The organism is Bacillus sp. AFS073361, assembly GCF_002567005.1.
Lineage (GTDB): Bacteria > Bacillota > Bacilli > Bacillales > Cytobacillaceae > Neobacillus.
Genome location: NZ_NUZU01000010.1, coordinates 162,195 through 186,455, shown reverse-complemented (window position 1 = coordinate 186,455; position 24,261 = coordinate 162,195). Strand labels below are relative to the sequence as shown.

Here is a 24,261-nt window from a genome sequence, read left to right as displayed (position 1 = left end):
GCACGTTCTTGTCAGTTATTTATTGAAAAAAAAAGCATTTACCGCTTGGTAAATACTAAGATTGTCGAGGAGGGGGTATAGTTAATTGATTGTTTCTGCTAATGGACCTGTTGATTTCCGCTCCGGGCACTCGCTTTCCGCGGGGAGGTCCTGGAGCCTCCTCGGCGCTTTGGCGCCTGCGGGGTCTCCCGTGACCTCTCTATCCCGCAGGAGTCGGTGCCCTCCACTCCAATCAACAGGGGGCAAATCAACAGACAAATATAAAAACGATAAAAAAAGGGGTGCCCCTAAAAGTTATACTTTTGGGACACCGTCTTTTCCTGCCTTATTCGTTCTTTGTCAGCTGTAATGCTTTTTTTATATCTTTAAAGGAATTGGATTGTCCATACATTAAAACACCACCCCGATATACTCGAGCGCCAAATATAGCTAAGAAAACAATCGTTGCGACTAAGATAGCAATTCCTGCAATTGCTTCCCAGACTGGAATGGTCAACATTCCTACCCGCAGAAACATAATCATTGGTGTAAAGAACGGGATGAAAGAGGTCACCGTTATGAACGGAGCATCCGGCTTTCCTAAGCCAAACATAGCAATCATAAACCCAGCGACAACAAGCATAGTCATTGGTGTAATCATTTGTTGAACATCTTCAATTCTGCTGACAAGAGAGCCGAGAAATGCGGCAAGTGTGGCATAAAGAAAATAGCCTAGAATAAAGAAAACAACCGAATAAATAATCGTTCCCAAAGGGATATTATCAAAACCATAAACACCGAAAAATCCTTCTTTTAAGGATTCCATATTTTGTTTTAGAGAGAAATAACCTACGGACAGAAATACAGCGAGCTGTGTCAGACTTAATAAACCGATTCCAATTATTTTTGCAAACATCTGTTTAATTGGAGAAACACTTGAAATTAAAATTTCCATCACTCTAGACGACTTTTCTGTTGCTACTTCCATCGCAATCATATTAGCGTACATTATTACTGAAAAATAGATGATAAAGAGCAAGACATAAACCAGACCGCGTGCCTGATTCAGTTCCTCTTCCGTTTTTGCATTCTTCTCAAGAGCAATTTTCTTAAAAGACACTGGTTCATAGAGCTTTTCGAGCTGAACAGGAGTCAATTGAATTTGTGAAGCCGCCAGCATGGTTTTTACTTGCTGAAGACTCGTTTGAAGATCAGTAAACAGGGATGAATCAGCAATACTCTTGGCCTTATAAGTAGCTATCGGAAGTCTTTCATCATTTAAACCAAGAAGAACAATTCCTTGGTAAGTTCCTTTTTCAACTGCTTTTTCTGCCTCTGCTTCACTGCCCTGGAAAATTGTCAAGTTAATATCTTTATTAATTGCCCTAACTTGTTTATTGAATGGATCAAAAAGTTGACCTGTTTCATCAAGCACAGCCACATTTTCTTTCCCATCATTTTTATCGAAGATAGCAATGATATTAGTTAGGTTGGTTAAGACCAAGACAATAACGATTGTTAAAAGGGTTGTGATGATGAAGGATTTTGTTTTTAATTTATTAATATAGGTGTGGAACAAAATAATCCAAAAACTATTCATATGAATCACCTACTTTTTCTATAAAAATATCATTTAATGATGGTTCTTCCAGGGCAAACTTCCGGATAAACCCTTGGCTGACAATTTCCTTAAGTATTTTTTCAGCTATGTACTCTCCTTCAATTTGCAGGTGAATTCCTTCCATAGTTGGTTTTGACCTTACGACTCCAGGATAATTTTTCAAGAAATCTAATGGAAAATCGGCATGGATAACAAGGTTCTTTTTCCCAAAGGAACGCTTGATTTCTTTTAATGAACCATGGACGACTGGGCTTCCTTTGTGCAAGATACAAAGATGTTCACACATTTCCTCGACATGTTCCATTCTATGGCTTGAGAAAACGATAGTCGCCCCATCCTCTTTCAGAGATAGCACAGCCTCCTTTAGCATTTCCACATTTACTGGGTCAAGACCGCTAAATGGCTCATCCAAAATTAGTAATTTAGGTTTATGGACGACGGCAGCAATGAATTGTATTTTCTGTTGATTACCTTTGGAAAGCTCCTCAACTTTTTTATTTTCATATTCAGGAATTTTGAATCGATCAAGCCATGATTTTAATTCCGAAAGTGCCTGAGATTTTTGCATTCCTCTTAATCTGGCTAAATAAACGATTTGGTCACGAACCTTTAATTTAGGATACAAACCTCTTTCTTCAGGAAGATAGCCAACCAAATGACTGGTGGAATAGTCAATCGGTTTCCCGTCCCAAGTAATCTTACCACCGCTAGTGTCCAGTAACCCTAAAATCATTCGGAAGGTCGTTGTTTTCCCTGCACCATTAGCCCCTAAAAAGCCAAACATTTCTTTTTCAGGAATCACTAAAGACAAGTCATTCACAGCTGTAAAATTCCCGAATCGTTTCCTGACATGTTCAAGTTTCAGAACCATTTCACACACTCCTCTCCCTCTTTCATACGAATTTAACAAATTTTGGTTTCATTTAATTTTTGCGCAATTTTAGTAATTATGTGAAAATAAATAAATAAATAACATGATTCTTTTAAGGGGTTGTTGATATGAAAACGTATAAATTAACATCTTTTGAAAGCAATGGGGAAAAAATTTTAGATGAATCCTTCCAGGCTGAACATGATGATGCGGCAAAAGAATTAGGCCAAAAATTGTTAGCAGAGAAAAACTTATTAGAACGTACACATCGATGCTCCTCACCAAGCGGTAAGCTATTACTCTTTCATTCTTAATAATGAAGGCGCTATAAATAGGAAAAGGATATCAAAAAAAAGCAAAGAAGCCGCGGGCTTCTTTGTTTATTTACCAATAAATCTGGGTGGTCTTTTTTCGATAAATGCCCTTATTCCTTCTTGGTGATCAATGGTTTCTCGCATTTTTTGCTGTGAATGTTTTTCTAATTCTAAGATTTTTAATAAGTAAGGACGATTCATATCAGCTAAAATCTTTTTCGTTTTAATCATCGCCTGAACGGGTCTCCGTAACCAATCTGAAATTCTAGCATCTAATGTCTCCTGAAGATTGACTGCCGCTACTTCTTCAATTAATCCTAACTTTAACGCTTCATCAGCATCCATCATTTTCCCGTCCCAGATTAGTTGTTTCGCTTTCGTCTCTCCTAACTTTTTCTCTAAGAAGAAATGAGCACCGCCATCTGGAATCAGACCAATCCCGATAAAATTCATTGCTAGCTTACTATTTTTATCAGAAATAATATGGTCAGTTGCTAGCGCAAGGCTAAACCCCAAGCCGGCAGCTGGACCTGTAACAGCACTTATAGTAAGTTTAGGCATGCTATAAAGAGTAACAATTAGTTCACTAATACTGTCCATTACAGGATAGAAATCACTTTCGCTCGAGTTTGAAAACATGGTTTTAATATCGCCCCCTGCTGAAAAGCCTCTTCCTTTTCCCGTTAGAACGACAATATCAATTTCATCCGACTCGCTAATTTCCTTCAGTTTACATACTAACCCCCTAATCATTTCTGTATCCATGGCATTTAATGACTCAGGTCTGTTCATTTCTATTGTCGCCACACGCCCTGTAACTTTTACATTCACCTTATTTGTTATAAAGTTTAACGACACGAGAAAACCCTCCCTCCAATTCAATCAATTCCATTATAAATGGAATTGAGGACATAAATATAGGTAAGTTTTTTAAAAATAGTGAATTTTCTATCCCATTAATTCAAAAAAAGACATCAACGGCCATTCACCGTTGATATCTTTTTTGGGCTATTTTTTAATAATATTCATCCTTCTTAAAAACTCAATTGGCTGTTGTTTTCTAAAGTGTTCTTTTACCATATAGGCAACACCTTGTTCGTTCTGTGACCGTGTCACCCAATCTGATGCTTTCTTCACTTCAAAATCGGCATTCCACATCGATACACCAAGGCCTGCAGCTTCAAGCAATGGAATATCATCAATCCCATCTCCAATATAGACGATTTCTTTTCTTTGAATCCCTAATTGGCTTGCAAGGTATGATAAACCCGATAATTTTGAAACACCGGTTGGGACAATATCCAAACGTAAAGCATCTAGTTGAATTAATTCAATCTCAGTATACATTTTTTGAAGTGCTTTTTTCGCATCCTGAAGGTCACTTTCTTCTTCAAAATAAACTTCTATCTTCGGAGGGCTCACTGGCTGGTCATGTAGATACTCTGTTAGTGACGACACGAATTGCTGCGAATAAAAAACAGGATCCCCTGAGGTAAAAACAGTTTTTGCCAACAAATTATTATTCAATTTTAATTTATTCGCTAATGAAAATTGTTCGTGGACAAGACGAATTTGACACGGCAGCGCCTCTAAAAAGCTGACTGTATCATAGGTAATTTGTTCACCAATCCTTTTCACATAGATTGGTTTGTCCTCAGAACTTGCAATAAATGCACCTTGATGGGTAATGAGAGGTGATTTTATTTTTAATGCTTTGGCTACTTTTCTTGTGGAAGGAAAGCTCCGCGATGTGACAAGCGTGACATAAATACCCTTTTGCTGAACATATTCAATAGCCTCTTTTGTGGATTTATGGATTTTTCCGTTTGTTTGAAGAAGTGTGCCATCAATATTTAAAGCAAGCAAGCGATAAATCATTCCGTTGCCCCCTGTTCTTGGTGAAATAGCCTTTATAACACTTTTATGATTTTTTAGGCATTTGTAGAACAGAGCTAAAAAAGAAAAAGCCTTCGGTTAATACCGTAGGCTCGTATTTCAATTTACATTTTTCCGTATAGGTCTTCAAGAGGCTTCATAATTACTTTGTTTAACTCGCCAATAACCATGCTCATCCGTTGTTCTGCTTGCATTAACCTAGCAATTTTTTCATTTTGCTGTACTAGTCCTACAGTTGATTGTGCTTGCGCAATTTCTTGTTCAGAGATATTCTGCCCCATCATCTGTTTCTGTTGCAAGTCTAATTGGATTTTGCGAAACTGATCAAACATTTGTTTTGCAGCTGGGTCTGCGTTCACTTCTTTATAAGCTTGCTGTAGTTGTGTGTATTCATCACTTTGACGAATAGCTGTTTCTAACGCATAGGCGGAATCATATAGATTAACTGCCATTGGTATCCACTCCTTTTTATTCACGCTTTTCAATCCGAATCAACTATAACAAACTATTCACCAAAATGCGAGAATGTTAAAATCACCATCTCGAATAGTGTTACATACATTACTATATCAACTAATGCCCATAAGGAAAAAATGGTTCCAATATAGATAGAAATCGGGGAATGTCTATGCCTTTTCCATTAACTCAGGTTACCATAAAAGCAAGAACACCTAAAAATAAGAATGACAGCATAGTAAAAATATCCACCCACTTGTTTACTAGTTTGGGATTAAATAAGAAACTTCAATTAAATATTAAGTTAGGGAAAAAGTCGATCCAAACAGCAATCCAACCAGTAGACCTGGACCCTAAAAATTTGATCCTTATTCCTGAAAATATTCTCAAGAATTTTTGCCTGCCCACCCAGAGTTATAAATTTCAAGCCATCTATCGGGATGAACTTCTAACACTCGAACTCGGACCTGTGATTGGACTAGTAACAGATTTCCCCTCCACTAAACAAGAAGAACCACATTTTCGTACTATTCATGCTTTTTGCGAGGAACTACATCATGGAATTACTGAAATAGGCGGCTTTTTTTATGTTTTTTCATATGAGGAATTTTTAAATCAAGGTTATTATCTTATCAATGGAAAATGGAGATCGTTTGAGCATCCAATACCGGATGTGATTTACAATCGTATCCATTCCCGTAAAATTGAACAATCTGTCCCATTTAAACAATTTCGTAAAAGACTTGAAACCATGATGATTCCTTTGTTTAATGAACGTTTCCTATCAAAATGGGAAGTATATAATCAAATATTTCAAGAAAAATACCTCCTGCACTTCTTACCTAAAACAAAAATTTACACAAAAGAGCATCTGTATGAACTTACCGACGAATGTGAAACAGTTTTTATAAAGCCGGTTCATGGCAGCCAAGGAAGAAATATTATCAAGTTAAAAAAAGAAGATAATAACCGCTGCACTTTACAAACCTCGATTGCAACACTTAACGACAACTCTAGCCATCAATACTCCTTAGACGAAATACACAACCTAATCAAGCCTATTCTCCATAATCGTTTTTATATTATTCAACAAGGTATTGAATTATTGGCGTATGACTCATGTTCCATGGACTTTCGGGTACTATGTCACAAAAATCTGAACAACCATTGGCAAGTTACCTCAATTGTGGCAAGGATAGCTGCAAAAGATGAGTTCGTTTCAAATATTGCCAGGGGTGGAAAGATGCTTAGACCGTTAGATGTTCTGCGAACTTGTCTTGGGCCCAAGAACGCTTTAGAGGTGCTTACACATATGAAAGAATTAGCAGTGGAAACAGCGTCGACTATTAGTAACTCACAAACAGGAATAACAGGTGAACTTGGCATCGATATTGGCATAGACCAAAACGGAAAGCCGTGGATTATTGAGGTAAACTCTAAACCCTCGAAAAACTTTGAAGATGGATTAGGAAAAATTAGACCATCTGCGAAAGCACTTATTCAATTTTGTACACTGCTTGCATTCGATACGACTTTTATAAAGGAGGACTCGTGATTTGATTGCCTTTGGAATAATGACCATACGTTTTGACAGTGAGCAGTCCTATATCAACGACATTGCAAACCTTGCAGAACCCTGTGGGATAGAATGCTATCGCTTCTCCCCCGCCAATATAAATCCACTTACATTAAAAGTAAAAGGAAAAAAATTCATTTCACAAACAAAATCCTGGGTAGATAAGGAGTTTCCCATTCCAACTATTATCTATGATCGTTGTTTTTACGGGGATGATGACTACTCCAAGCAGTGCATTCCGATTGTATCTTGGCTCAAGAACAGACCCGATATAACCTTTTTAGGATATGGACTTCCTAATAAACTGGAACTCTATGAGGTATTAAAAAGTACAGTTTTATCAGCTTATTTGCCCCCAACTCAGGCAGTTTCTAGTACTAACATCGTGTTAAATGAATTAATTTCCAAGAAAAGAATAATTTTAAAGCCAATTAATGGCTCTCAAGGAAATGGTATTTACTATTTGAAAAAAAACAACAAATCCTTTCATGTTAAAACAGAAAAAAACAAGAATATTATCTCAAGAATATTCCCAAATGAAACCAAACTTAATAAATGGCTGCAACCACTAATTAACAAGCGTCCCTACCTAATGCAGCCGTATTTAGAATTATCAAATAATGACCTGAAGCCATTTGACATTAGGATCCTCTTACAGAAAGGGATCGAGGGAAAATGGGGAGAAATGGGCAGAGGGGTTCGAGTCGGAAGTACCGGGGGAATCCTTTCCAATTTAAGTGCTGGTGGTTCAATTGTTCCTTATTTGGATTGGGCAACCTCTTTTTTACCTGCAAAAAAGGAATACATCCATCAGGAATTAGAGTACATTCTTTCTAATCTTCCACCTATACTTGAAAATGCTTTTTTACCATTATTTGAAATTGGCATCGATATCGGAATTGCAAAAGATGAATCAATTTGGATTCTGGATATCAATTCGAAGCCTGGTAGAAAGGTCATCCTTCATACACAACCAAACGTAAAGGAGACATTAACCCTTGCCCCTTTGCTTTATGGGAAGCAGCTAAGTCAAATGGATTTAAAAGAAAGGAAGAGCTATTATGAGAAAACATTATCTCATTGAAATTGCTCAAAATGATCAATTAGTAGTTTTCTGTCCTCCTGCAATACTAAGAGAAAAAGAGTTATCACGAATTGCCTTTGGTTCAAGATCAATAGAAGTTGATTTTATCCCACATCCTGATCAAGATGATCGGATTTCAATCAGCCGGGAAATTCAAAAAGCACTTCAATTTCCAAGTTTCAACATTCCACTTCATGTTTTTTTATCTAACCAAAGTCTAATTATCGGTCCACTTGTAGGTATTTTTACAGCAGGATTTACTTCCCTGCCATTTGAACCGATTGGCGATCGAACCCAGTTTTTCTCAAAACTCCTATCGGTTAATAAAATGGTGGGCGCCTTACCATTTGTGTTTGGAGAACAGCATATTGATTGGGATCTTGGATGCATTGAAGGTTATTTTTATCATAATAACGGTTGGGAAATGGTTGATATTCCCTTTCCGAATGTTATTTATGATCGACTTCCAAATCGAAGAAGTGAAAATAACCCAAGATTAATAAAAGTGAAAGAGCGATTGCAAAAAGAGTACCTTATCCCTTGGTATAATCCTGGATTTTTCAACAAACTCGAAATTCATGAAAGACTTATTCAAGATGAAACCGTGTCTAATCTCCTTCCAGATACATTACCATTTACATCCTTCTCCTCTATCGAAACGATGCTTTCAACCTATGGTCATGTTTTTATTAAACCTAAAAATGGCAGTCTTGGCTTAGGGGTTCACCAAATTATTTACGACAAACACACTGATGATTATTATTGTCGATACCAAGATAAAAGCAATGTAAACCGTCTGAGAAAATTCTCGAGTTTAGAAAGCTTGATGGGAAACGTATTTGCAAATCAATCTCTTGAAAAAATGCTAGTACAACAAGGGATTACTTTAATCCGCACTGAATCCCGCTCTATTGATTTTAGAGTCCACACCAATAAAGATGATATGGGAAATTGGCATGTATCTGCGATTGCAGCGAAGATAGCAGGACCTGGCAGCGTGACCACCCATTCAAGAAGCGGTGGAGATATTAAGACAATGGAAGAGATTTTTTCCAACGAGGAAAGTTCACTATATACAAAGAAACTCTCCAACGCCGCAATGCTTTTAAGCGGCTCAATCGATCGGCATGTAGAAGGAATAATTGGTGAGATTGGATTTGATTTAGGTATCGATCGAAATGGAGAAGTTTGGCTCTTCGAAGCAAATTCCAAGCCTGGAAGAACCATCTTTACTCATCCTGAATTAGAGGAATTTGATTTGCTAACCCGAAAATTATCAATGGCATTTGCCGTCTTTCTTACCGAACAATCCTTACTACATCCAGTGGAGTTAATCCAATGAGGACCAATTATCCAGGCCCTCTGGTTGGAATTATGACATCAAGAAAAGCGGATGGTTCTATCGCCGGTAATGGCCCGCTTTTTATTGCATTACAAAAAAAGCTTATTTCACACAAAGGAATAAGCTTTGTTTTTATACCAGAGGATGCAGGTATAAACCATATTACAGGCTATACCTTTTTACCTGAACAAAATCACTGGATAAAAGAAAAATTTCGCTACCCCGACATTGTATATAACCGGATCCCCTTCCGAAAGTCAGAACAAAACGAACAATGTCAACAATTTTTTTCTATTTTAAAGGAGAAGAATATCCCATATTTCAATCCATGTTTTATTGATAAATTTGAGCTCTATGAGGTGTTTAAAAAACATCCATTTCTGAAAACGTTCCTGCCAGAAACCATCCCTATCCGCGGAAAAATGGACTTATTCATATTTCAAAAGAAGCATAAGAGCATTTATTTAAAACCTTCCCAATCCTCCAAAGGTAAAGGAATTTTCCGCTCAAAGCTAACTAGTGCTGCTGGACTTCAATTAGACGGGATACACCAGCATGAACTTTTTAAATCCTTTGATCATTTTTGGGAAAAACACGGTGTGGCATTGTTGGCAAAAAATTACTTAGCTCAAGAGGAAATAAAATCAGCCAAGTACAAGGGGAATCGCTTCGATTTTCGTATCCTCGCCCACGGAGCAGACAGTGGGTACACTGTAACAGGAGTTGGAATTCGGCAATCACAGACACAGGATATTACAACCCATATTCCAGCCGGAGGCAGACTCCTGCCCTATGAAAATTTACAAACTAAGGAGCATGATCGGTTTATTGAAGCAATTGTTCCTGAAATCGGAATGGCACTGTCCGATCGATTTGGCTATTTCGGAGAGTTTTCAATTGATGCGGGAGTAAGTATGACTGGCCAGTACTATATTTACGAGGTAAATTCCAAACCAATGAGATTTGATGAAGAGGAAATTGAGGAAAAGAAAATCGAACAACTTTGCAGCATTTTCCTCCAACTCTCCAATTATAAAAACTGACAGAAAATTCATATTTAAATATTCTCCCAAACCAGTTAAGCTATAGGTAAGAATATTAAAGGGAGGATTTCGCGATGATCTTGCACTTTCAATTAAAACCATTATTTGAAAACAAAAATATACCCGGCTGGAATTTTTCCTTTTATCATAAAAAACAGCGGGTGACGGGAGTTTATCACCAAACAGGGAAAATAGAATGGACTACAAATGTGCCTGAACAGGATGAGATTGAGGCATTATCAAGCCAAATCCATGAACTAATGCTTTACCATGTATATGAATAATCGATATTTTGAATGACCATCGTGCATGAAAACTTGTCTTTTCCGCAAAACTAAATATAGTTTTGGGAAAGGAATGATAAGGATGGACAAAGGAAAAAGCATGGGTACGGATGCAGGATCTGCATATGAGGGCAGAGATAAAGTGTTTATGGATGTTGACCGAATGATTAACGAAGGAATGTCCGGCGGGTCAGTGCATTCCCGCCAGGAGTCAACTAATATCGAAGAAGCCCGTGACCTTCAAGAAGAACAACCGCCCTATGAATGCGATTGATACCAACAACTAAAAGAACAGGCTAGCCGAATTAACCTTGGCTAGCCTTTATTATTTATTAGGTTAAGTAACTACTGATATAATGTTAGATGTCACTAAAAAATTTTAAAATGGGGAAATCAAAAATGCTAAGAAAATTATTGTCTATTTATGAAAATTCCATTTTGTTTCCCGATCAACCAATTACTCATTCAGAACAGTTGTATGTATTTTTCAGCGAGATGGAAAAAGAATGGATTGGCATTCCAAAATCTGAGGTAACTGAAAAGGAATTAACCCTTCTTCAGACGATTTATCAATTAGTTGAGAATCCATCAAGTGTCCAAAGTTCTGATACCCAAGGATGGGATGCGTATTTATTAGAGGATGGTCCTCCCCCTTCTTATCATGCTGAAACAAACCTTAGGTTCATTCAATTTCAGATTAACGGAGATGATACGAATCAACTTGAGATCGAGTCCGCATTAAAGGGATTCTTTACTGAAGGAGTTATAATCATCTGGGAGAACAAAAGACGAGGAATTATTATTGAAGAGGCCACGATAGTCTCACTTACGGAAGAAGAATTGATTTCTATGTCAGAAACTTTAGAAAGTGACTTTTATGTCAAAATCGCTTTTTTTGTTGGAAAGTTTAATTCTTTTCACGACCAACTTCGGTCAAAGTTCCTGCTTGAGAAAGAATTTTTTTCCTTTGGCCTGATCAATCTTGTCTCCCTTATGAATATTTTTACATATGAACGGGTTCTTCCTGCATATGTGGCTTATCACTTGCCGATGGATTTAAAACCAAAGATCCATCAAGGAATATTCGAAGTTTTTAATGATGAGCCTGAGATGTATTCGACCATTAAAGTTTTTCTTGAAAATAATTTAAATGCCAGTTTAACGGCAAAAAAGTTATACATCCACCGAAATACACTCCAGTATCGAATTGATAAATTTATTGACAAGTCTGGAATCCAATTAAAGGATTTTTACGGGGCCTTTACAGTCTTTTTAGCTTGTCTTCTATTTGAACAAAGTCAAAAAAGGTAACAAAGTGCCCAAAAAAGCGTTTTCATTCTTTGTGCAGTCTGTCCATACCTATTTTCTTCTGCTGCTTGTAAACTATTCCTAACAAGATAAAGGGAGGAATTACAATGGCTGAGTTAAAATTAGATCATATTTATAAAATTTATGATAATAAAGTAACAGCTGTACAAGACTTCAATTTACATATTGAAGATAAGGAATTTATCGTGTTTGTTGGACCATCAGGGTGCGGGAAATCTACTACACTTCGAATGATTGCTGGTCTTGAAGATATTTCTAAAGGTGATTTCTACATTGATGGTAAAAGAGTAAACGATGTAGCTCCAAAAGATCGTGATATCGCGATGGTTTTCCAAAACTATGCCCTTTATCCACATATGACTGTTTATGATAACATGGCGTTTGGCTTAAAACTTCGCAAATTTCCAAAAGATGAAATTGATCGCCGTGTAAAAGACGCAGCAAAAATTCTTGGTTTAGAAGCTTACTTAACTCGTAAACCTAAGGCACTTTCAGGTGGACAACGCCAGCGTGTAGCATTAGGCCGTGCAATTGTACGTGATGCAAAAGTATTCTTAATGGATGAACCATTATCAAACCTTGATGCAAAGCTTCGTGTTCAAATGCGTGCAGAAATTGCTAAACTTCACCGCCGCTTAGATACTACTACAATCTATGTAACACATGACCAGACTGAAGCGATGACAATGGCAACACGTCTTGTCGTTATGAAAGATGGAATCATTCAGCAAGTTGGTTCACCTAAAGAAGTTTATGAAAAGCCAGAAAATGTTTTTGTTGGCGGCTTTATCGGATCCCCTGCGATGAATTTCTTTACCGGAAAACTAGAGGATGGAAAATTCGTCATTGGAAATTCTTCGCTTGCTGTTCCAGAAGGAAAAATGAAATATCTGCGCGAGCAAGGATATGTTGGAAAATCAATCATCCTAGGTACACGACCAGAAGATATTCATGATGAGCCAGTTTTCATTGATGCATCGGCTGGATCAAAAATTAAAGCTCAAGTAGATGTTGCCGAGTTAACTGGGGCAGAATTAATGATCTATTCCAGCATTGGCGGCCAAGATTTCGTAGCCCGCGTTGACTCTCGTGGAGATATTCATCCTGGCGATTCATTAGAACTAGCATTTGATATGAATAAGGCACATTTCTTTGATGAAGAAACAGAATCAAGAATCCGCCCGTAATATATAAAGTGGAAGCCCCGCTGGGCGCTTCATCTGGATTCAGAGAATATGGACAAGTAAGCCTCGCTTGGTAGCGAGGCTTACTCTTTTATAAAAAATACTTCCTCTAGATGACAAGCAGGACATCGATACACATGGGGGCACTTATGACCTGAATTTGTATCAGGATATCCATCTTCCATCTTCATTAGGTCTATCTCCATATATGGACTATAATCATCATAAAAATCCATTAGACGACCACTTTCCATCATAGGTTCACCGCAATTTGTACATAATAAATAGGCCTCACGAAAACCATTACATACTGGGCATTCAGACATTCCATTCACCCTTTTGTTTATTTGATAACCTTAGTTTGTGTTAACTTACATGCCCTATGTAACGGAATAAATTACCAATTAATTTCCCGAATAAGTCTTTCTGTTTTAATCATAATAAGTATTACAAAGCAAGCAACCATTCAACAACACGATGGATGAAACCAAGAAGGGTATTAGCCGGTGCAAGTCCGACTCATCCAGCCAAAACAAAAGTTTTATGAATGTATCTCCAATTTGTAGAAAGTTTATCAAAGTATTATTGATAACATGGGTTAGGCCTAGGCGGCGATGGTTTAATCTCCATTATGGTTCAACTCCATACTGACCCCAAATTTATTAAGAGGAGTGTTATTCAACTATGGCAAGTAACAACAACTCTAATCAACTTCTAGTACCAGGTGTCGAGCAAGCTCTTAGTCAAATGAAGTATGAAATTGCTTCAGAATTTGGTGTAAATCTTGGTGCAGACACTACTTCACGTGCCAACGGATCTGTTGGTGGAGAAATTACAAAACGTCTAGTAGCAATGGCTGAGTCTCAACTTGGCGGATTCCAACGCTAATATTTAGTAATCTGAGTAAATACAAATAAATATTATGGCTAAGCCCCTTCCACTTGGAAGGGGCTTTCAATTTTATATCATATTTTCTGGTTTAACCCATTGGGAAAACTGTTCTTCCGTAAGATGACCTAATTTTATTGCTGCTTCCTTTAAGGAACCATTTTCTTTGAAAGCTAATTTGGCAATTTCCGCTGCCTTTTCATAGCCAATATGAGGGTTTAATGCTGTAACAAGCATCAATGAGCGATTCAAATGTTCTTTAAGAATCTCTTCATTAGCCTGAAGACCTACAGCACAATTTTTATTAAAGGATCTTATACCATCTGAAAGAAGTCTAACCGATTGGATTAAATTATTAATAATAATTGGTTTAAAGACATTTAACTCGAAATTCCCTTGACTCGCTGCAAAAGCAATAGCGGCATCATTTCCAAAAACCTGACACGTTATCATTGTCAAGGCCTCACTTTGGGTTGGGTTGACCTTTCCTGGCATAATGGAACTTCCGGGCTCATTCGCAGGAATGCTAAGTTCACCAATCCCACTGCGCGGTCCGCTTGCAAGCCAGCGGACATCATTAGCAATTTTCATTAAATCAGCAGCCAAAGCTTTAAGTGCACCATGTACATGCACAATCTCATCGTGACTGGTTAAAGCATGAAATTTATTTTCTGAGGACCGAAATGGATATCCTGTAAATATAGAAATTTGCTCAGCCACCATGTCACCAAATAATGGGGGTGCGTTGATTCCTGTTCCAACTGCCGTTCCTCCAATCGCCAAATCAAGCAGATATTGGCTTGCCTCTTTTATCATCTTTTCACATTTCTCTAGCATCCACCTCCACCCGCTAATCTCTTGTCCCAGTGTCAGTGGTGTTGCATCCTGTAAATGTGTTCTTCCGATTTTAATGATTTTAGAGAAATCCTTTTCCTTTTGCAGGAGTGTATGTTTAAGTTCTGATATTGCCGGAAGAAGTTCTTCTACGATTTTTTGATATGCAGCAATATGCATGGCTGTTGGGAAGGTATCGTTAGAGCTTTGCGACATATTGACATCATCATTTGGATGGATTTTTTCATGCCCAGCACCTAGGTCCTTTAAATATTCATTTGCCCTGTTGGCTATCACTTCATTTACATTCATGTTGGATTGAGTCCCACTACCCGTCTGCCAGACCACTAATGGGAAGTGTTCATCCATATCTCCTGCAAGAATAGAATCACATACTTTTTGAATCGCCTTCATTTTATTTTCACTTAGTTTTCCTAATTGGAAATTTACTTTGGCTGCTGCTTTTTTAATAAAAACCAAGCCACATATTAATTCCAACGGCATCTTTTCTGAGCCAATTTTAAAATTCTCCTTGCTCCGTTGTGTTTGCGCACCCCAATATTTCTCAATGGGCACACGAACCTCACCGAGCGTATCCTTTTCAATTCGATAATTCTCCACTTATCAACACACCTCACAAATTCATGTACTTCAATATATATACCCATTCCTATCTATTTTATTAAGGAAAGTAGGGATGTAATCAAAAAAACTGCAGACAGTTGTCTGCAGTTCTGAGTGTAGAGAAAAGAAATCGAATGTGGAGTTAATTACTTTCACTCTCTTCTACTGGAACAAAATAGTGGCTTTTACGATAAACCAATGCTTCCATCGTAGCTAATAGTTCTCCATCACTTTCTACACGGATTTTATACCATGCCGTACGGTTGTTTCGCTTTTCTTCTTCGGCTATAGCCCTTAGACGGGATCCTCTCCGGCCAGGAGACATAAAATTAACATTTGTTGACAATCCAACAGAAGTTTTCCCATAAGAATTACTCGCTGCTGCAAATACATAGTCAGCTAAAGAAAAGATAATAGCACCATGAACCGTGCCGTGTGAATTCAACATATGGTCATTTACTTCTAACTCAGCCGTTGCAGTCCCCTCTCCCATCTCAATTAATTTCATACCGAGAAACTGGGCATAAGGCTCTTGTTCGAGTGTTTCAAAAATTTGCTTGTAATATTTTTGATGAACTTCCTGTTCAGTCATACTGGATTTCATATTGACTCCTCCTGTTTTTTTGGTATGTATGCTCCAAGGAAACCTTGTGAGATTAGACATCGTCTATTTTATTCCACTATTATAACACACCGATAACGACATAGTGATTTACTGTTATACAAAAAACCGAAAAATTTTTAAAAATTTAAATTCTCATTTAATTCCTTCAACTATTCGCTCATCCACAATGCGTACCGCTTTTCCTTCAGACCGAGGAATACTTCTTGGAGCTAGCACCCTTACCTTCAAATAAACTTACCTCTTTTGATCTATTATTTTAATAATCATAAAAAAAGACTGGCGATAAATCCGATTTAATTCGAATTTATCGCCAGTCTGAACTTCAGACACTTATCTGCAGTTAATTTAATGTTTAATAATTGTATATCCGATATAATAAGAAAGGATTAAAAAACTACCGATCAATAGCACTACCGAATACTCTGACATATACTTCCCACCCCTATATAAGTAAATGCTAAAACATCTTTAAAATATCATAAGCGGAGGGTGCCGCAAGTGATGAATATTACACTTTATTAATTAAGAGGTGAACTTTTTGTGAACATTTGCCTTTTCGGAGCAACAGGCAGAGTGGGTTCGATTATTTTAGAAAATGCTTTAACTAATCAACATTCCGTTCAAGTACTGGTGAGAGACAGCAGTAAACTAAACATTAAAAGAGATGGCCTTCTTGTTAAGGAAGGTAATGTACTAAATGAAACGGATATTGCAAGTAGCTTAACAGGATCGGATGTAGTGATTAGTTCTCTAAATACAGCAGGTACCACGGTACTGTCTGAATCGATGCCCTTTATCATTAAAAATATGAAAGCGCTTGGAATACACCGAATTATTACCATTGGAACGGCTGGAATTCTCCAGGCTCGGTCTGCCCCCCATTTATATCGATTTCAATCGTCTGAATCAAAGCGGAAAAGCACACGTGATGCGGAAGAACATTTACGGGCCTTTTTATTATTAAAAGACTCAGGGCTGGATTGGACAATTGTTTGCCCCACTTATTTGCCTATTGGAGAGAGATTAGGATATTACAGATATGAAAAAGACTTTCTTCCTGATGATCCTTCGTCCATCTCTATTTACGATACAGCGGATTTTGCCTATGATCAGCTATTTAGCAATGAATTTATCGGTTCACGAGTAGGTCTAACCTATTAAAAACGCCCCTTAACATTTCATGTTAAGGGGCGAATTCTATCCAGCCAAATTTGTACCACCCTGTTGGAGTTGATACATTTGATAATATTTACCTTTTTTCTTCATTAATTCCTCATGTGTGCCCTTTTCAACAATCATCCCACGATCTAAAACAATAATCTGGTCAGCGTTCCGGATTGTTGATAATCGGTGGGCAATAATAAAGGTGGTCCTCCCTTTTTTCAGAACTTCCATGGCCTCTTGAATCACAGTCTCCGTTTCTGTATCAATACTTGAGGTAGCTTCGTCCAGTATAAGTATAGCTGGATCGAAAGCCAGCGCTCGTGCAAAGGAAATAATCTGTCTCTGCCCACTTGAGAGGGTACTCCCTTTCTCTAGGACTGGCTGATCATAACCATTTTCTAAGTTCTTGAATACCTTGTCAGCCCCTACATCTTTTAATGCTTTCTCTACTTTTTCTTTGGTTATCGCCGGATCATTAAGACTTACATTTGAAAATATTGTTCCTGTAAATAAATAGGGATCCTGCAAAACAATACCCATATGGTTACGAATAGATTGACGGGGGATCGTTGCAATATCTCTTCCATCAATGGTAATTTTTCCTTTTTGACAATCATAAAAACGGAAAAGTAAATTCATAATGGAACTTTTTCCAGATCCCGTGTGACCAACAAGAGCAACTGTTTCACCATGATTCGCTTCAAAATCAATATTCTTTAAAACGTATTCCCCGTCTTTATAACCAAATGATACATGATCAAAAGTTACATTTCCTTTAAAACGGGCAATTCTCTCACCACTTACATTTTCACCTGGTTCATCCATCAATTTAAATACACGTTCTCCCGCCACTAGAGCAAGTTCTAGATTGGCCAATTGATTGACAATCCCCTGAACCGGTTGGAAAAGCCGGTTGATATAATCAACAAAAGCGTAAAGCATCCCTAGTGAAAGGATCGTAGAAGTATTGAGTGCCTGACCGCCGAAATACCAAATAAATGCTACAAAAATAAGGTTTCTTAAGACACCGACCAAGTTGTGCGAGGTTAATGAATTAAGACTTAATAGTTTATTTTGGTACGTAAAATGTTCATGGTTAAGTTTCTCAAAATCAGCTTTTGTTTCTTTTTCACGACTAAACGCTTGGATGATACTCATCCCTTGGATTGACTCATTAATCATCGCATTTATTTCGCTGTTCCTCGACCGAATCACACGGTTATATTTTGAAGCATACTTCCGGTAAATCAACATCCATACATAAAGAATTGGTAATAACAATAAACAAATGGCTGCAAGCTTTCCATTTAAAATAAACAAAGCCACATAAATGCCTGTAATATAAATGGAACTTGTAAAAAAGGTGGCAAGAACCGTAACATATAACTCACGGATTGCCTCTGTATCATTCGTAATTCTTGCTACTACTTTCCCAGCAGGCAGGTTATCAAAATAATTTATTGGCAGGCGTTGAATCTGACCATACACATCTTCACGCATTTTTTGAATAATACGGTTGGCAGATTTTTGCAATAAGAAACGTTCACCGTACTGAAAAACAGCTGAAACAACCAAGAGTCCAAAATAAATGGTTAAAAGTTGAACGATTGGGAGAATCTCAGGCTGATAAAATGCTAGGATTTCAGAAAGACTAAGTTTTTTAGCATGATATTCTTCCTTTCTAACCCCATTTTTTATCTCCAATGTTCCGGCCTTTAAGGTCCTCTTTCCATCAAATTCAATCTTTTTGTCGATGAAAACAAACTTGGATCCGACTTGCAAAATTTGGATTTGCTTTCCCCTTTGTTCACTACTAGATACATACTTAGCTCTTTTATAAAATTTCCCCTCATAATTTACTGCTTTTTCGCCGCTTGATGTTTCATACCAAACAGATTCAATTCCTAAAATATGCTGATCAATGATATTTTTAGCAATAAACGGGCCAGCGAGATCGGTTACGACAGAAATGGTCAGCATGACCAATGCTGCGAAAATAATTTTTTTATACGCCAATGCGTATTTAGCTAATCGTTTCCCTGTTGTCATGCTTGCACCTCTTCCTCTATCTTCCCTGCAATCTGCTGGCGAATAAATTGTTCTTTATACCACCCATCATGTTCAAGAAGCTGCTCATGTGTCCCTTCTTCTACAATTTTACCATCATCTAAAACAATAATATGGTCGGCATGTTGGACAGCGGACATTCGATGTGTGGTAATGATGGTGGTCTTGTCATTTCTTGCCTTTCTAATATTATCAATGATTCGCTTTTCTGTTTTGGCATCAACTGCCGATAAGGAATCATCGAGGATTAGGATTTCTGGATTTTTGATCAGCGCGCGCGCTATGGAGATCCGTTGTTTTTGCCCTCCTGATAAGGCTACACCCTTTTCTCCAACGAGCGTACTTAATCCTTCTGGAAGAAGGGCAAGATCTTTTCGAAATGCCGCTAAATCAATGGCCTCTTCTAATTCCTCTTCGCTTGCATCTTTCCTGCCAAAAAGGATATTGTCTTTCACACTGCGAGAAAACAGTACATGATCCTGAGGCACATAACCAATCCAGTCGCGAACTTGATTTATGGTTTGCTCCTCTAAAGATACCTCAGATATGGTTACCTCTCCATCGCCTAGTGGATATTGTCTTAATAACTGCTTAATAAAGGTGGTCTTTCCTGAGCCTGTTTTCCCAACAATACCCAATGTCTGCCCGTGTAACAGCATAACATCAACTTGGTTTAGGTTATCATTCTTAGAAGAGGGATAACGGAAAGTTACCTTTCGATAATCAATTCGATCAGCACGTTTTATGTAAACAGGGTCTAGAGGATTGACCACTTCCTCCTCATAGCTAAGTGTTTCATTAACGCGGTCAAGTGAAGCATTCCCCCTCTGCATCACATTGATTAACTCGCCAATTGCGAACATGGGCCAGATCATCATCCCTAGATACACATTAAACGACACAAGATTGCCCAATGTAATTGATTGATGGAATACTAAATAGGCACCATACCCGAGGCCAATTAGATAACTAATACCAACAAGCACCTTAATCGTTGGGTCGAATAATGCATCAATTTTTGCAACGTTAATATTCTTGTGATAGACATCCTCCGTAAGTTGATGAAAGCGCTTGCTATCTGCGGTTTCTTGAACAAAAGCACGGATAACTCTAACTCCTGCGACTGATTCAAGTACACGGTCATTCAGTTCACCAAACGCATCTTGGGCTTCCATGAAGCGAGTATGAATTCTTTTTCCATACATTTGCATTAAAATCGCCATAATTGGCAACGGAATAATTGCCGCCAGTGTTAACTTCCAACTAATTAAAATTCCCATTGTTAACAGTAATGTCAGCATCCATACACTTGAATCTACAAGTGTCAGAATCCCAAAACCTGCTGTGATTGAAATGGCCTTTAAATCATTGGTCGCACGCGCCATTAAATCTCCAGTCCGATTTTTTTCATAGAATATCGGAGTCATTTTTAGTAAGTGAGTAACGAACCGGGACCTAAGTTTCCTTTCTACAAGGAAGGCTCCTCCAAACAGTCGGTACATCCAGACATAGGTTATTGCATAAGATGAAACCATGATTGCCAATAGAATACCAAGATATTGTATTATTTTCTTATGACTTATACTGCCCACATGAATATCATCAATTGCCAATCCGATTAATTTAGGCGGAATCACATCCAATATACCCACTAAAATTAATAGTGTAACTGCAATGACATATCGCTGCCAATTTTCTTTAAAGAACCAACTTAATTTTTTTAACACCGCAAACATAACTAACTTCCCCCTTATGTTATACTATACTATCCGCCCTCTATTGCTCCTGCTGTATTTCCCTTCCAAGACCCTGCCAAATACCTCATCCATATTTCCTCCCTCAAATTTGTTTTGAACTATAAAAAAAGACATACCGCAACAGTGCAGTATGCCTCCTTTTTAAAAAAAGGGACAAAAAAACACACGTCACGTATTAAAGAAAACGTAACCTGTGTTTTTGTCATTAATCAATTTCTTCACATTGATAAATTAACAGGAAAATTCTTCAGGACAGGTTACATTCAAATATTTAATTGTTAAAGAAACATGATTGAAATTAGTCATCTTTGTAACCCTCCCTTTCCTTTTTTCTTCCTTTGTAGGTTATCACCAGTTCTTTTAATTGTCAATTCCCATTTTTCTGAATTGTCTCAAATAGTTTTCTTTATCTAGAGGAATATTAATGCCCTCCCTTATCATTCCATTTTTTTCTCCATTTTTCCTTTTGTTTATTCCATTTCTCCTCCCATTTCTGAACCTCGTTAGTAAAATTCTCTTGAAAATTAAACCGATTCTTAGCAGCATCTTCCTGCTTTTTCTTTTCAATCAATGTGGAGATATGCGGGACATTAAAGCTTTCAGCAGGCGCATTCGCTAAGGCTTTCGTCATAACTTCCCGAAAAACAACTGCTGAACCTTTATTACTGACAGGCGTGATATAATGATCTTTGTCTGTTTTATCATAGCCAACCCAGATCGCCCCAACCAGCTGCGGGGTATACCCAACAAACCATTGATCCTTCAGGCCGTTTATCCCTTCTATTGGAACCTGAGTTGAACCAGTTTTTCCTGCCGTTTCTCTGCCAGGTATTTGTGCAGCCTTACCAGTACCTTGTTCTACTACACCAAGGAGCATGGTCGTCATATTATCGGTTACGGCCTTGGTTGTGACTCTTTCTTTTTTTGCCTTCCAGACAGCCACAACCTTTCCGTCAGCATCAATAATTTTTTTAATCGCATGGGCCTTCATTCTCACTCCGTTATTGGGAAAGACAGAAAAAGCTTCAGCCATGTTCAAAGGAGAGACACCTTTGTGTAAACCACCTAAGGCAAGGGATAAATTACGGTCATTTTTGTCCAATGAAATTCCGAACCGCTGAATGGAATCTAATCCTTTTTCAACCCCAAGTTCATTTAATAGCCAAACCGCGGAAACGTTTTTAGATTCTTTTACAGCTTCATACATGGGCACCTGACCGGAATATTGATCATCGTAATTACTTGGTTGATAACTCCCAAATGTCATTGGTTCATCTTTTAACATATCAGTCATCTTCCAACCTTCCTCCAATGCAGGTGTATAAACCGCTAATGGCTTAAAGGAGGAACCAGGCTGAGCCTTTAACTGCGAAGCTCGATTATAACCTCTAAACGTATGTTTTCCCCTGCCGCCAACAATTGCCTTAATCCCACCTGTCTTGGGGTCTAGGAGGATACCACCGCTTTGAACAAGGATATCTATTCCTTCTTGGAATAAAGAATCATTTTGATAAGTCTCTTCCATGGCTGTTTGCATTTCAGGTTCAAGCTCTGTAAAGATTTGATAGCCGCCTGTTAGTAATTCATCCTGTGATAATCCATATAAGTTTATAGCCTCTTCTAAAACCTGATCAACATAGTATGGAAACTTGCCTCGGAACGGGTCACCGCCTTTATCATTCAAAATTACTTCTTCATGTATGGCTTTTTCATACTGAGAATCGGAAATATATCCTTGTTTCTTCATTTGTACTAATACTAGATTTCGCCTTTCAGTCGCCTTTTCCATATGCTCATAAGGATTCAGGGCAGATGGTGCTTTAATTAGTCCTGCAAGTAATGCGGATTCACTGATTGAAAGGTCTTTAACCTCTTTGGCAAAATATTTGCTCGCAGCCTTTTTAATCCCCCATGCACCATTACCAAAATAAATTTGATTTAAATACATTTGCAAAATTTCTAGCTTTGAATATTCCCGCTCAATCTGTAGTGCTAAAAAAACTTCCTCCATTTTCCTATTTAAGGTTTTTTGTGAAGTGAGAAGTGTATTCTTAGTTAATTGTTGCGTTATCGTACTGCCTCCTTCAACCATTCCTCTAGCTTTTAAGTCACGGACGAGCGCCCTTGATGTCCCAATCAAATCCACACCGCTATGTTGATAAAATCGACGATCCTCAATCGCAACAATCGCATCTTTCATTGAGTTAGGAACCTGCTTAATAGAGACACCTTCATTTTTATTCGCCGACACTTTACTAGCTATATCCCCATTCACATCATAAAACACGGTAGCTTGTGGCAGTTCGTTCTTAAGTCCTGATATATCTGCATCCTTAGAAAAATAATAAAGTAGTCCAAAAAAACTTAAGATAATGATTAACATGGAAAGCACCATAATTTGGAGCAAGTGCCACTTTTTCAAGTTATTAAAGATAGTCCTAATTTTCTCTTTTAATACCAATTGAAAAACATCCTTTATCAGTAATCTATCATTGGTTAATTTTCGTAGATAGGGAAAGTTTTTATGACAATATTTAGTATTCCAAAAAAAAGAAAAAAGATGGCGGATTCCCATCTTTTTTCAGTCGTTTATTCATTTTTCGTTAATTCTTTAAAACGGTGTTTTGATACCTTTTCATCAATACTGCTAAAGATCCGATAATTTTCTTCATCCAAAATCCGAAAATGTTTACTGAGAATATTTTGTTGAAGAATATACCCGTTCTTTTTCGATACAACTCTCCACCAAATCCGGCCGCCAAGCGTTTTTGACTTCCGAATATCTATCCCTTCGCGGGCAACCGTTTCTAACACCTCCAGCGGCTCATTCCCAAATAAAAATTGGACTGTTTCAGTTTCACGAAAAAGTGCACAAATCGAAACGACAGTAGACCAATTGGCTAAAACTCTACCTTTCTCAATTTGAACAAGTGTTTTCTTAGAAACACCAATAATGTCTGCCATTTTATCCTGTGTATAGCCAACTTCCGTCCGTATAAGGCGAAGCTTTTCAGAAACCTGCATTATAATTTCATCTCTGGTCAAGTTAAGCCCTTCCTTCAATTACAACTAGTGTAATTTTACACTAGTTTGTTTATATCTTCAAATCCTAACATCAAAAAACTGTTATCTTTTTAGATAACAGTTTCAATTATTTATAGGGATTTAGGTGGTATTTCGCAATTGCTAGAACATGAATTTTTCAAATCGCATGCCCCGCATTTTCCCTTTTTTGATTTATTAATAAACCTAACTAAAGCCCATGATGCATATCCAAAAATAGCTGCTCCAATTAATATATTGGCAATCATTTGCTCCACCTC

At 37.7% G+C, this 24,261-nt stretch carries 25 protein-coding genes; 11 read left to right on the top strand and 14 right to left on the bottom strand.

Features of this window, described 5'->3' with window-relative positions; translation table 11 throughout:
• Positions 1-325: 325 nt before the first annotated feature.
• Positions 326-1,579 carry an ABC transporter permease gene (locus tag COJ96_RS06595; protein ID WP_098572164.1) on the bottom strand — a complete coding sequence of 418 codons (1,254 nt, stop codon included), beginning with the start codon at positions 1,577-1,579 and terminating at the stop codon, positions 326-328.
• The gene (locus COJ96_RS06590) at positions 1,572-2,471 is read right to left on the bottom strand and encodes an ABC transporter ATP-binding protein (RefSeq protein ID WP_098572163.1); all 900 of its coding nucleotides are present in this window, start codon (positions 2,469-2,471) and stop codon (positions 1,572-1,574) included. The genes COJ96_RS06595 and COJ96_RS06590 overlap by 8 nt, the downstream gene beginning before the upstream one ends.
• Positions 2,472-2,599: 128 nt before the next feature.
• Here COJ96_RS06590 and COJ96_RS06585 point away from each other — a divergent pair, with 128 nt between their 5' ends.
• Positions 2,600-2,785 carry a YhzD family protein gene (locus COJ96_RS06585; RefSeq protein WP_098572162.1) on the top strand — a complete coding sequence of 62 codons (186 nt, stop codon included), beginning with the start codon at positions 2,600-2,602 and terminating at the stop codon, positions 2,783-2,785.
• Positions 2,786-2,851: 66 nt separating this feature from the next.
• Here COJ96_RS06585 and COJ96_RS06580 read toward each other — a convergent pair whose 3' ends face one another.
• The 3 genes from COJ96_RS06580 to COJ96_RS06570 all read right to left on the bottom strand — a co-directional run bounded on the left by COJ96_RS06580 (position 2,852) and on the right by COJ96_RS06570 (position 5,133).
• Entirely contained in the window at positions 2,852-3,643 is a 792-nt protein-coding gene (locus COJ96_RS06580; RefSeq protein ID WP_098572161.1) for an enoyl-CoA hydratase, read from the bottom strand.
• 150 nt (positions 3,644-3,793) lie between these two features.
• The gene (locus COJ96_RS06575; protein ID WP_098572160.1) at positions 3,794-4,663 is read right to left on the bottom strand and encodes a Cof-type HAD-IIB family hydrolase; all 870 of its coding nucleotides are present in this window, start codon (positions 4,661-4,663) and stop codon (positions 3,794-3,796) included.
• Positions 4,664-4,785: 122 nt separating this feature from the next.
• Positions 4,786-5,133: a YlbF/YmcA family competence regulator gene (locus COJ96_RS06570; RefSeq protein ID WP_098572159.1), complete on the bottom strand. Its 348-nt coding sequence runs from the start codon at positions 5,131-5,133 to the stop codon at positions 4,786-4,788.
• A 176-nt stretch (positions 5,134-5,309) separates the two neighbouring features.
• On the opposite strand from COJ96_RS06570, the gene COJ96_RS06565 reads away from it, so the two are divergent.
• From COJ96_RS06565 to COJ96_RS06530, 8 genes are all read left to right on the top strand, one after another.
• The gene (locus tag COJ96_RS06565; protein ID WP_180230002.1) at positions 5,310-6,692 is read left to right on the top strand and encodes a YheC/YheD family endospore coat-associated protein; all 1,383 of its coding nucleotides are present in this window, start codon (positions 5,310-5,312) and stop codon (positions 6,690-6,692) included.
• 1 nt (position 6,693) lies between these two features.
• The gene (locus COJ96_RS06560) at positions 6,694-7,797 is read left to right on the top strand and encodes a YheC/YheD family endospore coat-associated protein (protein WP_098572157.1); all 1,104 of its coding nucleotides are present in this window, start codon (positions 6,694-6,696) and stop codon (positions 7,795-7,797) included.
• A complete protein-coding gene (locus COJ96_RS06555; RefSeq protein ID WP_098572156.1) occupies positions 7,775-9,139 on the top strand; it encodes a YheC/YheD family endospore coat-associated protein in 1,365 nt (454 codons plus the stop codon). Before COJ96_RS06560 ends, COJ96_RS06555 begins: the two co-directional genes overlap by 23 nt.
• Positions 9,136-10,182 carry a YheC/YheD family protein gene (locus tag COJ96_RS06550; protein ID WP_098572155.1) on the top strand — a complete coding sequence of 349 codons (1,047 nt, stop codon included), beginning with the start codon at positions 9,136-9,138 and terminating at the stop codon, positions 10,180-10,182. The genes COJ96_RS06555 and COJ96_RS06550 overlap by 4 nt, the downstream gene beginning before the upstream one ends.
• Positions 10,183-10,256: 74 nt before the next feature.
• Entirely contained in the window at positions 10,257-10,466 is a 210-nt protein-coding gene (locus COJ96_RS06545; protein WP_098572154.1) for a YheE family protein, read from the top strand.
• An 82-nt stretch (positions 10,467-10,548) separates the two neighbouring features.
• The gene (locus COJ96_RS06540) at positions 10,549-10,740 is read left to right on the top strand and encodes a hypothetical protein (protein ID WP_098572153.1); all 192 of its coding nucleotides are present in this window, start codon (positions 10,549-10,551) and stop codon (positions 10,738-10,740) included.
• 125 nt (positions 10,741-10,865) lie between these two features.
• A complete protein-coding gene (locus COJ96_RS06535) occupies positions 10,866-11,777 on the top strand; it encodes a helix-turn-helix domain-containing protein (protein ID WP_180230001.1) in 912 nt (303 codons plus the stop codon).
• A 104-nt stretch (positions 11,778-11,881) separates the two neighbouring features.
• Positions 11,882-12,982 carry an ABC transporter ATP-binding protein gene (locus COJ96_RS06530; RefSeq protein ID WP_098572151.1) on the top strand — a complete coding sequence of 367 codons (1,101 nt, stop codon included), beginning with the start codon at positions 11,882-11,884 and terminating at the stop codon, positions 12,980-12,982.
• An 80-nt stretch (positions 12,983-13,062) separates the two neighbouring features.
• Here the strand turns inward: COJ96_RS06530 and COJ96_RS06525 are convergent, their stop codons facing one another.
• On the bottom strand, positions 13,063-13,305 hold the full coding sequence (locus tag COJ96_RS06525) for a hypothetical protein (RefSeq protein ID WP_026566045.1): 243 nt from the start codon (positions 13,303-13,305) through the stop codon (positions 13,063-13,065).
• 358 nt (positions 13,306-13,663) lie between these two features.
• Here COJ96_RS06525 and COJ96_RS06520 point away from each other — a divergent pair, with 358 nt between their 5' ends.
• Positions 13,664-13,867 carry an alpha/beta-type small acid-soluble spore protein gene (locus COJ96_RS06520; RefSeq protein ID WP_026566044.1) on the top strand — a complete coding sequence of 68 codons (204 nt, stop codon included), beginning with the start codon at positions 13,664-13,666 and terminating at the stop codon, positions 13,865-13,867.
• A 72-nt stretch (positions 13,868-13,939) separates the two neighbouring features.
• Here the strand turns inward: COJ96_RS06520 and fumC are convergent, their stop codons facing one another.
• The 3 genes from fumC to COJ96_RS29580 form a co-directional block, all read right to left on the bottom strand.
• Positions 13,940-15,322: a class II fumarate hydratase gene (fumC, locus tag COJ96_RS06515; protein WP_098572150.1), complete on the bottom strand. Its 1,383-nt coding sequence runs from the start codon at positions 15,320-15,322 to the stop codon at positions 13,940-13,942.
• A 145-nt stretch (positions 15,323-15,467) separates the two neighbouring features.
• Complete coding sequence (locus COJ96_RS06510) at positions 15,468-15,929, bottom strand: PaaI family thioesterase (protein WP_098572149.1); 462 nt, start codon at positions 15,927-15,929, stop codon at positions 15,468-15,470.
• A 153-nt stretch (positions 15,930-16,082) separates the two neighbouring features.
• Positions 16,083-16,178, bottom strand: a complete 96-nt coding sequence (locus COJ96_RS29580; RefSeq protein WP_373561661.1) for an acyl-CoA synthetase family protein — start codon at positions 16,176-16,178, stop codon at positions 16,083-16,085.
• 312 nt (positions 16,179-16,490) lie between these two features.
• Here COJ96_RS29580 and COJ96_RS06505 point away from each other — a divergent pair, with 312 nt between their 5' ends.
• The gene (locus COJ96_RS06505) at positions 16,491-17,111 is read left to right on the top strand and encodes an NAD(P)-dependent oxidoreductase (protein WP_098572148.1); all 621 of its coding nucleotides are present in this window, start codon (positions 16,491-16,493) and stop codon (positions 17,109-17,111) included.
• 36 nt (positions 17,112-17,147) lie between these two features.
• Here COJ96_RS06505 and COJ96_RS06500 read toward each other — a convergent pair whose 3' ends face one another.
• The 5 genes from COJ96_RS06500 to COJ96_RS06480 all read right to left on the bottom strand — a co-directional run bounded on the left by COJ96_RS06500 (position 17,148) and on the right by COJ96_RS06480 (position 24,249).
• Positions 17,148-19,163 (bottom strand): ABC transporter ATP-binding protein, encoded by a 2,016-nt coding sequence (locus COJ96_RS06500; RefSeq protein ID WP_098572147.1) that lies wholly within the window; start codon positions 19,161-19,163, stop codon positions 17,148-17,150.
• Complete coding sequence (locus tag COJ96_RS06495) at positions 19,160-20,917, bottom strand: ABC transporter ATP-binding protein (protein WP_098572146.1); 1,758 nt, start codon at positions 20,915-20,917, stop codon at positions 19,160-19,162. The genes COJ96_RS06500 and COJ96_RS06495 overlap by 4 nt, the downstream gene beginning before the upstream one ends.
• A 442-nt stretch (positions 20,918-21,359) precedes the next feature.
• Complete coding sequence (locus tag COJ96_RS06490; protein WP_180230003.1) at positions 21,360-23,333, bottom strand: transglycosylase domain-containing protein; 1,974 nt, start codon at positions 23,331-23,333, stop codon at positions 21,360-21,362.
• A gap of 194 nt (positions 23,334-23,527) precedes the next feature.
• The gene (locus COJ96_RS06485; protein WP_098572144.1) at positions 23,528-23,983 is read right to left on the bottom strand and encodes a helix-turn-helix transcriptional regulator; all 456 of its coding nucleotides are present in this window, start codon (positions 23,981-23,983) and stop codon (positions 23,528-23,530) included.
• A 110-nt stretch (positions 23,984-24,093) separates the two neighbouring features.
• Positions 24,094-24,249 (bottom strand): FeoB-associated Cys-rich membrane protein, encoded by a 156-nt coding sequence (locus COJ96_RS06480; protein ID WP_098572143.1) that lies wholly within the window; start codon positions 24,247-24,249, stop codon positions 24,094-24,096.
• Positions 24,250-24,261: the final 12 nt, after the last annotated feature.

Coding starts and splice junctions, on each gene's coding strand:
- COJ96_RS06570 (WP_098572159.1), bottom strand. CDS start 5,133: ATGGCAGTTAATCTATATGATTCCGCCTATGCGTTAGAAACAGCTATT.
- COJ96_RS06540 (WP_098572153.1), top strand. CDS start 10,549: ATGGACAAAGGAAAAAGCATGGGTACGGATGCAGGATCTGCATATGAG.
- COJ96_RS06565 (WP_180230002.1), top strand. CDS start 5,310: ATGCCTTTTCCATTAACTCAGGTTACCATAAAAGCAAGAACACCTAAA.
- COJ96_RS06555 (WP_098572156.1), top strand. CDS start 7,775: ATGAGAAAACATTATCTCATTGAAATTGCTCAAAATGATCAATTAGTA.
- COJ96_RS06480 (WP_098572143.1), bottom strand. CDS start 24,249: ATGATTGCCAATATATTAATTGGAGCAGCTATTTTTGGATATGCATCA.
- COJ96_RS06490 (WP_180230003.1), bottom strand. CDS start 23,333: ATGGTGCTTTCCATGTTAATCATTATCTTAAGTTTTTTTGGACTACTT.
- COJ96_RS06530 (WP_098572151.1), top strand. CDS start 11,882: ATGGCTGAGTTAAAATTAGATCATATTTATAAAATTTATGATAATAAA.
- COJ96_RS06545 (WP_098572154.1), top strand. CDS start 10,257: ATGATCTTGCACTTTCAATTAAAACCATTATTTGAAAACAAAAATATA.
- COJ96_RS06590 (WP_098572163.1), bottom strand. CDS start 2,471: ATGGTTCTGAAACTTGAACATGTCAGGAAACGATTCGGGAATTTTACA.
- COJ96_RS06550 (WP_098572155.1), top strand. CDS start 9,136: ATGAGGACCAATTATCCAGGCCCTCTGGTTGGAATTATGACATCAAGA.
- COJ96_RS06500 (WP_098572147.1), bottom strand. CDS start 19,163: ATGACAACAGGGAAACGATTAGCTAAATACGCATTGGCGTATAAAAAA.
- COJ96_RS06495 (WP_098572146.1), bottom strand. CDS start 20,917: ATGTTTGCGGTGTTAAAAAAATTAAGTTGGTTCTTTAAAGAAAATTGG.
- COJ96_RS06535 (WP_180230001.1), top strand. CDS start 10,866: ATGCTAAGAAAATTATTGTCTATTTATGAAAATTCCATTTTGTTTCCC.
- COJ96_RS06595 (WP_098572164.1), bottom strand. CDS start 1,579: ATGAATAGTTTTTGGATTATTTTGTTCCACACCTATATTAATAAATTA.
- COJ96_RS06525 (WP_026566045.1), bottom strand. CDS start 13,305: ATGTCTGAATGCCCAGTATGTAATGGTTTTCGTGAGGCCTATTTATTA.
- COJ96_RS06520 (WP_026566044.1), top strand. CDS start 13,664: ATGGCAAGTAACAACAACTCTAATCAACTTCTAGTACCAGGTGTCGAG.
- COJ96_RS06585 (WP_098572162.1), top strand. CDS start 2,600: ATGAAAACGTATAAATTAACATCTTTTGAAAGCAATGGGGAAAAAATT.
- COJ96_RS06510 (WP_098572149.1), bottom strand. CDS start 15,929: ATGAAATCCAGTATGACTGAACAGGAAGTTCATCAAAAATATTACAAG.
- COJ96_RS06575 (WP_098572160.1), bottom strand. CDS start 4,663: ATGATTTATCGCTTGCTTGCTTTAAATATTGATGGCACACTTCTTCAA.